This is a genomic window from Sporosalibacterium faouarense (assembly GCF_016765695.1).
Classification (GTDB): domain Bacteria; phylum Bacillota; class Clostridia; order Tissierellales; family VENL01; genus Sporosalibacterium; species Sporosalibacterium faouarense.
The window spans coordinates 36,182-50,935 of record NZ_JAETGO010000034.1 but is presented as its reverse complement, the minus strand read 5'-3'; the positions used below and the strand labels follow the sequence as shown (position 1 = coordinate 50,935).

The window sequence follows — 14,754 nt, the reverse complement described above, 5'->3', positions numbered from 1 at the left end:
TATAATAAACAAGGAAACTTTATACTAATCACTATGGAGGTGTATTATGTCATATACAAAAAGATTACTCATACTTCTAGGTAGCTTTTTTACCACATTTATTTTTCTCTCTTTAATGTCTACAATTGTTACACCATTGTTTGCTAGATTTGATTATACTATGACTACTTATGTAATTTATCCACTCTATTCAACATTAACTTTTTTCTTTTTCGTTCTTTTACTATCTGTTTTACGAATTGTAGTATATGGTAAAATATTAAAAGAAAATTCAATATTCTTAACTATTAGAGCAGATAAAATTACAATAACAGATAGACTTTGGTACTACATATTTATTGGTTTAATATGTTTTCTACCCATTATTAGAGGATCTTCTTCAGGATTTATAAATATTGTTCCAATTTTTCTTTTTTTAATAATTGTTTTATTAGTTGAATTGATTTTGAGATTTTCTATTAAGAGAATTAAAATTAATTTTTTAAGAAGTGGGATTTTAGTATCTGGGTTTGATACTCGTATCAATATTCCTATGGAAGGCCTTGGAACACAAATTAGAAATGACTATGGCTACTATAGCTATAATGATATTGAATCCTATTATATTTTTCCTGATAGAGTAGAATTATTTCTTATCACGGAAAGAGGTAAAATTGTCTTAAAAGTTGATAATGAACAATTACGTCAATTAAAAGGAATTCTTGCTCAACAACAAATTAAGGTAAGAAAGCATTTATAATTATTCTTAATGATATTACTACGAATAATCTAACTTACTATAGTTTTGATATCATAAAAAAAGCTATGAAATACCACTACAGGTGTTTCATAGCTTTTTTATTTAAAGAAGCAGTATATTTACAGTTCAAATATTTATTGCAAGATTAGATATCCGATTTCATCATAATTAATTTCCCTTAGTGTCAAGTTTCTTTTCTATTTAGAAAGTATAATACCCCTTACTCTATTTTCATTATTTATAACTAGGCCTACATCTTCTCCAATTTTCAAATCTTCAACTTCTAAATTCATTTTTTTATCATTTCTTTGAAGTATTATTACTACATCTCTTTCAATCTCAAGCACTGGATTGATAGTAGGGCTATTATCGTCTAAATGCTGTTCTATTTCAATAGTTTCCTTATCATAATTAATATTAGTGATTAATCCATAGATAAATTGTTCTCCTTCTAAATAATCACATTCGGGAAAATCTTTATAGTTACTAATTTTAACTTTATTTTCTTCTTCATTCCAATTTACTTCTCCATTTATCCCTTCAACTATATCTCTCACTGGTGCATATATTCTATTTTTATAAACAAAGGGTTTATCTTCAACCTCTAATTTATTCCCATTTACCTCAATTATAACATTTGTAAAGAGTACTTCAATATTTTTAGTAATTTCCTGGGCAAAGCTTGCACCTGATAACATTAGTAAAAAAATTATTGCAAATATTAAAATCTTATTTTTATTTTTCATAATAACACCTCCGCTATCATAGATTATTAACAGTATTAACAAAAATATACAGTTTGTCCACAAGTTATTTGAATTTTTTGTTTATTTATAGTAGAATTATGTTAGCTGAAAGAAATTGTATTTTACAATATTTAAAATGAAGAAATATATTTAAATGTATTATGCAATTTTATCATTTAAAAATCATAAAGAAAGGTGGGATCGCATGATTTCAAAATTAAGGTTTAGAAGTAGAAGAAATCAGAATATAAAACAGGGGGTATTTTTATTTGAGTTACAAGAATGCTGCAGAAATACTACCATCCCACCTGTTAGAGCAGGTTCAAAAGTACATTGATGGTGGACTCGTATATATACCTAAAAATGGAAAGAAGACAGGTTGGGGATGTCTTAGTGGTGCAAGAAAATCAATAGATATTAGAAATTCAAAGATATTAAATTTACATAGTCAAGGTTACTCCATTAGTGAGTTAGCAGATAAGTTTTATTTAAGTGAAGAAACGATTAAAAAGATAGTTTATAATAAGAAGTAAAGTAATACTACATAAGAGAGTTAAGTAAAGCATATATAATAGTATAATCCATGACCAGCAAATTAAGTAGATTAGCTGCCAAGGTATTATACTATTTTGTTTATAGAAATAAAAATAAGAAAGGAGAATTATTATGGCTAAGCAGAACTATGGGATTTTAAGTATAATCGTTATTGTATTACTAGGTGGCATTGTTTCTGGTATTTATTTTAATTTACCTTACTTATGGATAGGTGGACTCATCCTTCTGGCGGTCACCTATATTTACTTAACTAGCAGTAAAACCTGTGTGAAAAAACTATTAAAAGTAGCTAAAAAGTTCAAAGGAGAGGAAAAGTTAAGCAAATCATACTACCTTTTGACTGACAAGTTTAGAAAGAGTCTAAAGTATACTCTATTTAAGGATTTCAACCCTAATAAAATTAGTAACATCTATTTAGAAAATAAAAATGATATTTCTACTAACTTTGTAGCTGAATTAGATGATAATAAAAAATATACTTTCTATGTCATTAAGCGAAATAAAAGTGCAGACGGTAAAAATGTGTTTTCATGGGTTATAGATGATATTAGTGGGCATGAATTTGAAAAAAGCTATGAAGAAATCCACGGTAAAGTCAGTAAAGAATAAATTAACTTATTTTATACCTATCCATTTCTAGTCTTCAATGAGATAATGATATTAATCAGTACTGATTAATACATCGAGAAAGGAGATGGTGGATTTGAAAATTAAGGGGTGGTTTAAAGCTTAATATTAAGCTTTAAACTCAATACAAAATAGGGGATGCCTTAATGGCATCCCCTATTATTTTTATTAGTTAAGAAGATTGAATATTAAAGTTTTATGCAAAATTACACCTGATTTGTAAATATACAATTTACTTAGTTAATTCTTTAATAGTTTCCCTAAAAACTTGCCTGTATAAGAGCCTGGAACCTCACATATTTCTTCTGGAGGCCCTTGAGCAACTATCGTTCCTCCATTATCTCCTCCTTCAGGCCCTAAATCAATAATATGATCTGCTGTTTTAATCACATCAAGATTATGCTCTATTACAATCACTGTATTACCGCCATCTACTAACTTCTTAAGAACCTTTATTAGCTTATGGATATCAGCGAAATGTAGTCCTGTGGTAGGTTCATCAAGCAAATACAAGGTCTTTCCAGTACTTCTTTTACTTAATTCTGTGGCAAGCTTTATCCTTTGGGCTTCACCACCAGAAAGTTGAGTGGATGGTTGCCCCAGTTTGATATAACCCAATCCTACATCGTACATAGTCTTTAGTTTTCTTTTAATCTTAGGAATATTTTCAAAGAACTCCACTGCTTCTTCAACAGTCATATCTAGTACATCTGAGATAGTCTTTCCTTTATATTTTACCTGTAAAGTTTCTCTATTGTATCTTTTGCCTTTACATACTTCACAAGGTACATAAACATCAGGCAAGAAATGCATTTCTATTTTTATAATACCGTCACCTCTACAAGCCTCACATCTTCCACCTTTAACATTAAAGCTAAATCTTCCCTTTTTATAGCCTCTCATTTTAGCTTCTTGAGTCATTGCAAAGACATCTCTAATATAATCAAAAACTCCTGTATATGTTGCAGGATTTGACCTAGGGGTCCTTCCAATAGGTGACTGGTCAATATCTATTACCTTATCTATATGTTCTAATCCCTTTACATCCTTATGCTTTCCAGGCTTCTTCTTCCCTCTATGGAGCTCTTGACTTAATCTCTTATAAAGTATTTCATTTACTAAGGTACTCTTTCCAGAACCAGAAACTCCAGTAACACAAGTAAATACTCCTAGTGGGAAATCAACATCTATATTCTTCAAGTTGTTCTCTTGAGCTCCTTTAAGCTTAACCCATTTTCCATTTGGTTTAGCTCTATCTTTAGGTACCTCTATTTCCTTTCTTCCACTTAAATATTGCCCTGTAATGGAATCCTTGCTTTTCTTAATATCATTAATATCTCCTTGGGCTATAATTTCACCACCATGTACTCCAGCTCCAGGTCCAATATCAACAATATAATCTGCTTCTACCATAGTATCTTCATCATGCTCAACAATAACTAATGTATTTCCTAAATCCGTTAGATTTCTTAATGTCTTTAATAGCCTTTCATTATCTCTTTGGTGAAGACCAATACTTGGCTCATCTAATACATATAGTACACCAACTAAGCTAGACCCTATCTGAGTAGCTAATCTGATACGCTGAGATTCTCCACCAGATAGTGTTCCTGCACTTCTAGACATTGTTAGATAATCTAACCCTACATCCACAAGGAATGCTAGTCTTTCTCTAACTTCTTTAAGAATTTGTCTACCAATAAACATTTCTCTTTCTGTTAGTTGAAGATCATTAAAGAACTCAAGGGACTTTCTTATTGATAATTCCGTAACCTCAATTATGTTTAATCCACCAACAGTTACCGCCAAACTCTCAGGCTTTAGTCTAAATCCTTTACAATCAGGACATGGAATAACACTCATAAAGCTCTCAATTTTATTTCTCATATAATCTGAATTGGTTTCATTATATCTACGTTCAAGATTATTAATTACTCCTTCAAAGGGTGCACTATATGATCTAGTACCACTATACCTACTTTCAAATTCAAAATTAACCTTTCTCTTTCCAGTACCATATAATAGCTCGTCTAATAATTTCTTAGGAGCTTCACTTATAGGTGTATTTAAATCGAATTTATGATGATCAACTATAGACTTAAACATTCTAAAATAATAGCTATCCTCTGAAGTATTTCCAAATGGTGCAATGGCTCCTTGATTTATGGATAAGCTCTTGTTTGGAATAACTAACTCTGGATCTACCTTTTTATGATTACCAAGTCCATTACATGTAGGACACATACCAAATGGACTATTAAAGGAAAATGACCTGGTAGATATTTCTTCAATTCCTATACCACAGTCAATACAAGCAAAATTTTGACTAAAAATTAATTCTTCCTTACCTATTACATCAACTGTTATCATACCATCTGATAATTCCAACGCAGTTTCTAAAGAGTCAGTAAGCCTCTGTTGAATTCCTTCTTTAACAACTATCCTATCAACTACTACTTCAATAGTATGTTTTTTATTTTTGTCTAGATTTATATCATCATTTATATCATAAATTTCACCATCTACCCTTACCCTTACGAATCCTTCTTTTCTAATATTTTCTAGAATCTTTTTATGGGTCCCTTTTCTCCCCCTCACAATAGGAGATAGAAGTTGAATCTTACTTCTTTCTTCCAAGGAACATATATGATCAACCATTTGGTCTACTGTCTGGGAAGTAATTTCTTTTCCACACTTTGGACAGTGCGGTATCCCTATCCTTGCATAAAGCAATCTAAGATAATCATATATTTCAGTAACGGTTCCAACTGTAGACCTTGGGTTATTACTTGTTGTTTTCTGATCAATGGATATTGCTGGTGATAATCCTTCTATATACTCAACATCAGGCTTTTCCATCTGTCCTAAGAACTGTCTGGCATAGGCTGATAAGCTTTCAACATATCTTCTTTGCCCCTCTGCATAGATAGTATCAAATGCAAGGGAAGATTTCCCTGAACCACTTAGTCCAGTTAATACAATCATTTTATTTCTAGGTAACTCTAAATCAATATTCTTTAAATTGTGTTCCTTTGCACCTTTAATAATGATTTTATTTCTTTCCATACTTTATCCCCTCGTTTCTCTAGCTATAAATTGTTTTTAAGCTCATCAATTTTATCTCTTAATTCTGCCGCTCTCTCAAATTGAAGATTTTCAGCTGCTTCCATCATATCAACTTCAAGTTGCTGTAGTAATTCCATAATATCTTCATGGGTAAGCTCTTCCTTATTTCCAATATTATATTCTTCAAACTCCTCTGCAACTTTAGTAGCCTCAATTACGTCTCTTATATTTTTCTTAATAGTTGTTGGAGTTATATTATGTTCTTTATTATATTCCATTTGTATATGTCGTCTTCTATTTGTTTCATTAATGGCCTTATCCATTGACCTAGTCATTCTATCAGCGTAAAGTATAACCTTCCCCTCTGAGTTCCTCGCTGCCCTACCAATAGTCTGAATCATTGAGGTTTCAGATCTTAAGAAGCCTTCTTTATCTGCATCTAGTATAGCAACTAAAGAAACCTCTGGTAAATCCAGTCCTTCTCTTAAAAGGTTAATACCTACTAAAACATCAAATTTCCCCAATCTAAGGTCCCTTATAATTTCCATTCTTTCTATAGTTTTAATATCCGAATGTAAGTAAGTTACCCTTATCCCTATTTCCTTAAAATAATTAGTTAAATCCTCGGACATCTTTTTTGTTAATGTAGTTATTAGAACTCTCTCATTTTTCTCAGCTCTCATGTTAATTTCTTTAACTAAATCATCAATTTGATTTTTAATTGGTCGAACCTCAACCTTAGGATCCAACAGTCCTGTTGGTCTAATTATCTGCTCAACCACATTTTCAGAATGTTCAAGCTCATAAGAGCTAGGAGTAGCACTTACATATACAATTTGATTTATATGTTTTTCAAATTCTTCAAATTTTAAAGGTCTATTATCCAGTGCTGATGGTAATCTAAATCCATGATCAACTAAGGTTGTCTTTCTTGACCTGTCTCCTGCATACATACCCCTAACCTGTGGCAATGTTACATGGGATTCATCAACTATCATTAAATAATCATCAGGAAAATAGTCAAGTAATGTATATGGTTTACTACCTTCAGGCCTTCCACTTATATGTCTTGAATAATTTTCAATGCCTTGACAAAATCCCATTTCCCTTAGCATTTCAATATCATACATAGTTCTTTGCTGTAATCTCTGGGCTTCCAAAAGCTTGTCTTCAGATCTTAATACCTTAAGTCTTTCCTCAAGCTCCTTCTCTATTCTTACAATAGCCTTTTCTATCTTTTCTTCTGATGTAGCAAAGTGAGAAGCTGGAAATATAGCTATATGATTTCTTAAACCAATTATTTCGCCCGTTAGGGAATTTACTTCTGTTATACGATCAACTTCATCACCAAAGAACTCAACTCTAATTGCATTTTCACTGGATGAAGCTGGAAATATCTCAACTACATCTCCTCTAACCCTAAATGTTCCTCTGACGAAATTAATATCATTTCTTTCATATTGAATGTCAATTAATTTCTTAATAACTTCATCTCTATCTTTTATCATTCCAGGTCTTAATGATACAACTAGATTTTCATAATCAATAGGATCTCCTAATCCATATATACATGAAACACTGGCTACGATAATAACATCTCTTCTTTCAAATAATGCTGCTGTAGCCGAGTGTCTAAGCTTATCTATTTCATCATTAATTGATGAGTCCTTTTCTATATAAGTATCTGTTGAAGGAACATATGCCTCAGGTTGATAATAATCATAATAACTTACAAAATATTCTACTGCATTATTAGGAAAAAACTCTTTAAACTCACTGGCAAGCTGAGCTGCTAGAGTTTTATTATGAGCTATTACAATAGTTGGCTTCTGCACCTCTTGAATTACATTAGCAATAGTAAAGGTCTTACCTGACCCAGTTACTCCTAATAGTGTTTGATGCTTCGTTCCTTTTTCTATGTCACTTACTAATTTTTTAATTGCCTTTGGCTGATCACCAGTAGGCTTATACTCCGACTTTATCTCAAATTTACCCAAAATATCACCTCGTATTTTAGAGTACTTACTTTTACGTACTATTATCTATATACCTTACCATCTAATCATTATAACAAAATAATCCATAATAATGATTAAGTAAATATTGTGTGAAAATTACAATAATGCTATTTATACCAACTTTTACTTATTTGAAACTTCAGGAACGTTTGTTCGTATCCATTATATAAATAATTCCATATAAAGTCAATGGATAAATAAATAAAATAAAAAACTCAAGTTTTTATAAATTACTTGAGTTTTTATTTGAAAATAAATTTAAATATTTAGCTTTTATAAAATACATTACTTTATCAAATTAATTAAAATTTGAAACCGATAATTTATATCCTTGATGCTCTGGTCTTAATATATTTACTTCTGTCCATTTTCCATATTCCTTAACAAATTCATGAACTAATATATCTTCTCCATTTGTTAGTCTTATGAAATCAAATTTATACTCTTTCCCATTTCCACTTGCATACACCGATACTATTGACTCATTTTTTTCAACATTATCTATTTTGCTAATTAGATTGTACCAATCTCTATAAACAATTTCTACAAACATCTTACCATCCCAGTCCCATAAATGATATGGAGCACATAAAAAGTCTTCTGGAATATAATCAACTGATTTTATTTTCCAACCATTACTACCTTCATATACAGCTGTAATTATTCCATAGTAATAGGCAAAGTATGTAGGTTCGCTGTTATATTCTTCACCTTCTTCTCTTGGAGGTCCAGTAATAACTTCTATTTCAACTATATAATGTTTTATATTACTAGGAGTACTTGGTGATTCATATGCTGGATATAATTTTAATAAGGTTATATGTCCCACACCCTCAAAAGAATCTAAAAATTTTTCATAAGATATATCTTTTTTTGTTTCATTGCTTAATAGTTCATAGGCATGTGTATAAGGTTCTCTTCCCATGCCTATTGTTCCACACCCGCCTTGAAACCCTATCGTATTGGAAGCTTCTTTTAGCATTGAGTAGTAACTGTGTATTACATCTATAGCTGTAGAATATTTTTCTGGATATCCCTTTAACAAGTCATTATACCTATATTTTAAATCTAGAGCTGGTTCTTTAGATGGTCTCTGAAACCTCTCTCTGTCAATTCTAAAGTCATGTAAACTTAATACCTCTTGGTCCTCCTTCCCTACAACTATATTCCTACTAAAAATATCTCCTCCTAAAAAATACTTGTTTAATTTATTAGGAGTTAAATTTAATAATAAAGAAACTAATAGTACAATAATTATTATTAGAATTACTAACTTTAGTAACCTATTCATTCTGTTAAGCATTGAGACACCTCCCTGTAACTAATTTATGAAAAGAAAGGTATCTATAGAATTAGATTACTTTTTTCTAATTCGCCTTATTCTGTCAAACAGAATTAATAATGGACTTTTTGCCTCTCTTGCTACAAAAGAGATATTTGTATTATCAGGTACTGCTAGTATTCCAAGACTTCTAATTCCTTTTTTATAGTCTCTATACTCTTTAGTTATAATTTTACCAGAAGTATTAAGGTAATCTATCAAGACATATTTGGGGCTATAGTACAGGATCTTACTTAACTCTTCTTTATTTCTTACCGCGAATCCATTGATTGATAGAATAACATCTCCTGTCTGCAAGCCAATTTTATTACCAAATCCTTTGGGCAAAGTATCTAGTACTCTAATTCCTTTACTAGAAGGTACAAATATTGGGCTTCCATTTTTTTCTCTTTTTCTTCCCATTTGTATTATAAATTCGTGAACAATGGGAGCAAATAAAGCAGCTATTATTTTAAAAATATATGAATATGTGGATATTGTGGCTAAAGTTAATAATATACAACTATATATAAATAGATTTCTTGATGAATTTCTAATCTTATTTTTAGGTAAATCTGTAATTGCCATATCTCCATAACCTAAAGCAGCAATTACTCCTGCCATAAGATATACCATACTCTCATAAATAACTTTTGAACCTGATGAGTTAAAAATAGGCCACCAATCAGAGGGTCTAAGCCCTATATTTACGCTGGACTGTGAAGTCATAATTAGAACTATAAAGGGAATAGGCCAGAATCTCATCATATTAAATCCCCCTACAATCCTGTTGTCTCTTTCAATAAACATTGGAATTTTAGTACTATCTCCATCTATAAAAATAAGTAAGCTTTCTATTAAATGTAATATAGCTACTATAGCTATAACACTCGATACATTTATTTTGGGATAACCTAATACAAGGCTAGATATAGAAATTATTCCACCAGAATATGAAAAACAAATAAACCTTGGATGTATTAACATTAAAATTATAGCTACTATAAACAAATATTTGAAATCATTTGCTTCTATTGATATACCCAGAAGCATTATTAAAATACTTCCTACAACTCCCCCAATTATTCCTAATATTGAAGATTTTAGTATAGTTATCAAGATTGATTCCTTATTAATTCCAAGTATTTGCTTTTCCATCTTGTATATCCTTCTATATTGAATTAAAACCAATAATATAACTATCCAATATATTGGATTTCTAATTATAGTTGCTATAGTTATGAAACCTGATAAGATAGTATCTATTATATTAATCACATTCATCCCCCTAAACAAAGCTTTATTTGGTAATAATTCCCTATATCTAATAATCTATACATAATATTAAATAAAAGCACCCACTTTATGAAGTGGATGCTTTGTTGTATATGTCTTCTTCAGTAATATTTCTATTCTATTTCATTCTCTCCTTTATAACTTCTATACCTTTTTGTAATTGTGTATCATTATCTATATTATTAACTCCAAACTCTTCAATATCTTCAGGTAATTCAACCTCAATATTTGGTTCAATTCCTACGCCATGAATATTTACTCCACTTGGAGTAAAATATTCTGAAACAGTGAACTTAAATCCTGAACCATCGGACATAGGATTTATTCTTTGTACAATTCCTTTTCCAAAAGTTTTAGTTCCTATTAAAACTCCGGAGTCAGTATCCTTAACTGCCCCTGAAAGTATCTCTGAAGCACTGGCACTGCCACCATTTACAAGTATTACAAGAGGAACATCTATCTTGCCCTTATCAGAATTTAAATATTCTCTTTCTTTATTTTTAGTTTCAGTGTAAACTATTACACTTTTACCCATTAATTCGTCTGCTATTTTAGCACATTGATCAAGAAGTCCTCCTGGGTTATTTCTTAAATCAATAATTAAACCATTCATACCATCCTTTTGTAAACTAGTTAAATTCTTTTTAAAATCATCATAGGTTTCTCTGTCAAAGGACGTAATTCTTATATATCCAATTTTATCTTCTAACATTTGAGACTTAACTGTAACTAACTTAATTTCTTCTCTAGTGATATTTACATCTATAAACTTATTATTATTATTTTTATCTTTTCTTAGAATTGTTACCTTAACATCTGTTCCTGGTTCACCTTTCATAATCTTTACTGCATCAGACATTTGATCTGCTGTGAATTCCTTGTCATTTACCTTAACAATTTTATCATCTGGTTTTATACCTGCTCTTTCACCAGGAGTATCTTCGATTGGGGAAACTACGGTTATGTAATTATCATCTCCAGGCGTAACAATAACTCCTATTCCTCCATAACTTCCTTCAGTTTGCTCCATAAAATCATTAAACTCTTCTTTAGTCATATATACTGAATATGGGTCATCCAATGATTCAAAAATACCTCTATAAACTCCATTCATCAATTCTTCGTCCGTTACATCTTTTAAGTAGTTCTCATGTAAAAAACCTTGTAAATATTCAACTTTAGAATATTTATTATAGCTATCAACTAACTCTTCATATTCATCAAGATTTACTATAACCTTATCACCTTGCTTTAATTGTATTTCATAAGTAATAAAAAATGTTGCAACATTGGTAATTAGCAACGCTGCAATTACTCCTAAAACTAATAAAATCACCTTGTTATTTTGTCTTTGTCTCATATTTAGTCACCCCTATTAGTTATATACCAATATTAAATTTTTATTATACATATGTAAACATTATACCACCGAGACATGCTTTTTTCAAAATTCCAAAAACTTTTTGTCTCTTATATCCCCTTTATAAAAACTTTATATTTTATAGTAAAATAAAAAAATTACATAATTGTATATTAAAAGTTTATGCAAAACATATAAAAATCAATCATAAAATTATCATATATATATATTTATATAAAGTAAAAAAGGAGGTTTCCCTCCTTTTAAATTTTCTAATTATTTGTTACCCAATCCAATGGATTTGTATATTCACCATTTTTCCTAACCTCAAAGTGAAGATGGGGTCCTGTTGAATTTCCAGTTGTACCCGCTTTAGAAATCACATCACCTTTTTTAACCCATTGCCCAGCCTTTGCTACCAGCCTTGAGTTATGGGCATATAGTGTTGAAATTCCACCACCATGGTCAATAATAATTATATTACCATATCCGCCAGAATATCCAGCAAATATTACCTTCCCACTATTAGCTGCCAAGATACTAGTTCCTGTAGGGGCAGGTATATCTATACCTGTATGCATCTTTCTAACATGAAAAATAGGGTGTATCCTATACCCAAAGGGAGAACTAATACGATAGTGTCCTGGTACTGGCCACATCATTTCTCCACCTTCATATTTAGCGATGGTTTGTAGCCTTTTGATTTCTTGTTCTACCTTTTTAGCCTGAGCTAACATATCATCTTCTTGCTTCTCATAAGACTTTTTATTCTGTCTTAATTGACTCATAAGCTTTTCTTTGGATCTAGTTGCAACTTCTATTTCTTGTTTTTTTACTGCAATCCTTCTTTTAACACTCTCTTGTTCTGTAAACTTGTTTTCCAATTCAACCTTCTTACTTTCAATTAATTCCCTTTGTTCTTTTAAGTACTTTATCAAGCTAACATCGTGATCAATTATTTTTTGAATCATATCGATTCTGGTTAGCAAATCCTTAAAATCCTTCGCAGAAAACAGTATTTCAAGATATCCTATAGAACTATTCTTATACATAGTCCTCAATCTAGAATTGAAGGTACCCTGCTTTTCATCAATATTGTTTTCAGCTTCCTTAAGTTCTCCCTTAGTAATCACGATTTCTTGATCAAGCTGTACTAATGTATTTTCAACTTCTTTTAGCTCTGAATTAGCCAGCTCCATTTCAACATCTAACTTTTCAATATCACTTGAGACGCTATTCATCTTTTTCTGCAATGCTTTTTGCTCCTGTTTATTTCTTTCAATCTGAGAATTAATATCCTCAAGTCTATCTTTTGCCTTGTCAATTTCTCCATCTGCATAGGCTGAAATGGCTAAAAGACTAAATAGTAGAAAAAATACGAGAGCAAAACAGATACTCCTTTTGTTCACAAATCCTCTCCCCCTTTCTTTTAAACTATACCTTCAAGAACTTTCTTATTGATAACACACTACCTATTACTCCAATTCCAACTCCTATTGATACAAATATGATAGTTATATCTTGGAATATTTTGTAGTATGGAACCAAATACACTGTAAATAAAACATACAGCTCTTCATTTAAAACTGTAAATAAATACTTATAACCAAAGTATACTACTGCTATCGAAATAACAGCTCCTATTAAACCAAGCAACATACCTTCTACTACAAATGGTCCTCTTATAAATCCATTAGTAGCCCCAACGTATTTCATTATATTAATCTCACGTTTTCTAGCAGCCACAGTTAGTTTAATAGTATTAGATATTATAAATATTGAGATAAGAATAAGGAATCCAATTATGATAAATCCACCTAATCTTACAGTATTGGCTATAGTCATAAGCTGATCTAAAACATCTTTAAGGTATCTAATATCCTCAACACCTGTTAGACCCTCTAATCTCATTACAACATCGTCAGCATACTTTAAATCCTTAAGTTGAATAACATATGAATTAGGTAAAGGATTTTCTTCTTCTAATCCTTCCAGAAGGTAACCATTCTCACCTAAATTTTGTTTCATAATCTCTAAAGCTTGTTCCTTAGATTGATATATAACTGATAATATACCATCGAATTCGTTTATTGCATCTCCAATTCTTTCTGTATCACTTTGATCAACATCTTCTTCAAGATAAACTACAACTTCATCAAATTGATTCTGAGTGACTGTAGCTATATTGTTTATGTTCAAAATTAATAATAAAATTACCCCTAAAATTAAAAGTGCTGCTGTAACTGAACCTACAGAGGCAAAACTCATCATTCTGTTTTTCCACATACTTACAAAACCCTGTTTTATCATGTAGCTTAGATTTCTAAAATTCATCGCCGTACACACCTCTCTGTTCATCTCTGATAACTTGTCCATTTTTTACTGCAATAACTCTTCTCTTCATCGAATTTACTATTTCACTGGCATGTGTGGCCATTAATATGGTTGTTCCTCTATTATTGATTTCTTTGAGTAGCTTCATTATTTCCCAAGCTGTATCAGGATCCAGATTACCAGTAGGCTCATCGGCAATAATCAACGACGGATTATTAACTAAAGCTCTAGCAATGGATACTCTTTGCTGTTCTCCTCCCGATAGTTGATTTGGATAGCTATTTGCTTTTTTACTTAAACCCACCATACTTAATATAATAGGTACTTGTCTTCTAATTTCCTTATTGGGAGCTCCTATAATCCTCATTGCAAAGGCTACGTTTTCATATACAGTCTTCTTCGGTAGGAGTCTAAAGTCCTGAAAGACCATTCCAATCTTTCTTCTAATAGTCGGAACTCCTCTATTCCTGACTTTAGTAATATCTTTATTATTAAAAAACAATCTACCTGCACTTGGTTCTGTTTCCTTCAATAACAGCTTTATCAATGTAGACTTTCCTGCTCCACTAGGTCCAACTAAAAAAACAAATTCTCCTTTATCTATAGAAATATTTATATTAGACAGTGCTCTTACTTCATTATCATAAACTTTAGTTACATTTACAAACTCTATCAAAATACCCCTCCTTACT

The 14,754-nt window shown here is 30.8% G+C and carries 12 protein-coding genes; 3 read left to right on the top strand and 9 right to left on the bottom strand.

Annotated features, from left to right (window positions below; genetic code table 11):
• Positions 1-46 precede the first annotated feature (46 nt).
• Positions 47-739, top strand: coding sequence for a hypothetical protein (locus tag JMO20_RS05020; RefSeq protein WP_202708443.1), 693 nt, complete (start codon positions 47-49; stop codon positions 737-739).
• Between the two features lie 197 nt (positions 740-936).
• On the opposite strand, the gene JMO20_RS05015 is transcribed toward JMO20_RS05020, so the two are convergent.
• Positions 937-1,485 carry a stalk domain-containing protein gene (locus JMO20_RS05015; protein ID WP_202708442.1) on the bottom strand — a complete coding sequence of 183 codons (549 nt, stop codon included), beginning with the start codon at positions 1,483-1,485 and terminating at the stop codon, positions 937-939.
• Positions 1,486-1,754: 269 nt separating this feature from the next.
• On the opposite strand from JMO20_RS05015, the gene JMO20_RS05010 reads away from it, so the two are divergent.
• Together JMO20_RS05010 and JMO20_RS05005 are read left to right on the top strand one after the other, a co-directional pair.
• Entirely contained in the window at positions 1,755-2,018 is a 264-nt protein-coding gene (locus JMO20_RS05010; RefSeq protein ID WP_202708441.1) for a CD3324 family protein, read from the top strand.
• Between the two features lie 133 nt (positions 2,019-2,151).
• The gene (locus JMO20_RS05005; protein WP_202708440.1) at positions 2,152-2,649 is read left to right on the top strand and encodes a hypothetical protein; all 498 of its coding nucleotides are present in this window, start codon (positions 2,152-2,154) and stop codon (positions 2,647-2,649) included.
• 258 nt (positions 2,650-2,907) lie between these two features.
• Here JMO20_RS05005 and uvrA read toward each other — a convergent pair whose 3' ends face one another.
• The 8 genes from uvrA to ftsE form a co-directional block, all read right to left on the bottom strand.
• Positions 2,908-5,733 (bottom strand): excinuclease ABC subunit UvrA, encoded by a 2,826-nt coding sequence (gene uvrA / locus JMO20_RS05000; RefSeq protein ID WP_202708439.1) that lies wholly within the window; start codon positions 5,731-5,733, stop codon positions 2,908-2,910.
• A 23-nt stretch (positions 5,734-5,756) separates the two neighbouring features.
• Positions 5,757-7,730 (bottom strand): excinuclease ABC subunit UvrB, encoded by a 1,974-nt coding sequence (uvrB, locus tag JMO20_RS04995; protein WP_207753438.1) that lies wholly within the window; start codon positions 7,728-7,730, stop codon positions 5,757-5,759.
• 319 nt (positions 7,731-8,049) lie between these two features.
• Positions 8,050-9,054, bottom strand: a complete 1,005-nt coding sequence (locus JMO20_RS04990) for a hypothetical protein (RefSeq protein ID WP_202708438.1) — start codon at positions 9,052-9,054, stop codon at positions 8,050-8,052.
• 54 nt (positions 9,055-9,108) lie between these two features.
• Complete coding sequence (locus JMO20_RS04985; RefSeq protein ID WP_202708437.1) at positions 9,109-10,350, bottom strand: PDZ domain-containing protein; 1,242 nt, start codon at positions 10,348-10,350, stop codon at positions 9,109-9,111.
• 136 nt (positions 10,351-10,486) lie between these two features.
• Positions 10,487-11,728: a S41 family peptidase gene (locus JMO20_RS04980; RefSeq protein ID WP_202708436.1), complete on the bottom strand. Its 1,242-nt coding sequence runs from the start codon at positions 11,726-11,728 to the stop codon at positions 10,487-10,489.
• A gap of 272 nt (positions 11,729-12,000) precedes the next feature.
• Positions 12,001-13,137, bottom strand: a complete 1,137-nt coding sequence (locus JMO20_RS20580; RefSeq protein ID WP_202708435.1) for a peptidoglycan DD-metalloendopeptidase family protein — start codon at positions 13,135-13,137, stop codon at positions 12,001-12,003.
• 25 nt (positions 13,138-13,162) lie between these two features.
• Positions 13,163-14,104, bottom strand: coding sequence for a permease-like cell division protein FtsX (gene ftsX, locus JMO20_RS04970; RefSeq protein ID WP_243414632.1), 942 nt, complete (start codon positions 14,102-14,104; stop codon positions 13,163-13,165).
• A complete protein-coding gene (ftsE, locus tag JMO20_RS04965) occupies positions 14,052-14,738 on the bottom strand; it encodes a cell division ATP-binding protein FtsE (protein ID WP_202708434.1) in 687 nt (228 codons plus the stop codon). Before ftsE ends, ftsX begins: the two co-directional genes overlap by 53 nt.
• Positions 14,739-14,754 lie beyond the last annotated feature (16 nt).

Excerpts from the sequence above, each read along its gene's own strand:
- JMO20_RS05015 (WP_202708442.1), bottom strand. The coding sequence starts at position 1,485 with ATGAAAAATAAAAATAAGATTTTAATATTTGCAATAATTTTTTTACTA.
- JMO20_RS04990 (WP_202708438.1), bottom strand. The coding sequence starts at position 9,054 with ATGCTTAACAGAATGAATAGGTTACTAAAGTTAGTAATTCTAATAATA.
- JMO20_RS05020 (WP_202708443.1), top strand. The coding sequence starts at position 47 with ATGTCATATACAAAAAGATTACTCATACTTCTAGGTAGCTTTTTTACC.
- JMO20_RS05005 (WP_202708440.1), top strand. The coding sequence starts at position 2,152 with ATGGCTAAGCAGAACTATGGGATTTTAAGTATAATCGTTATTGTATTA.
- uvrA (WP_202708439.1), bottom strand. The coding sequence starts at position 5,733 with ATGGAAAGAAATAAAATCATTATTAAAGGTGCAAAGGAACACAATTTA.
- JMO20_RS04980 (WP_202708436.1), bottom strand. The coding sequence starts at position 11,728 with ATGAGACAAAGACAAAATAACAAGGTGATTTTATTAGTTTTAGGAGTA.
- ftsX (WP_243414632.1), bottom strand. The coding sequence starts at position 14,104 with ATGGACAAGTTATCAGAGATGAACAGAGAGGTGTGTACGGCGATGAAT.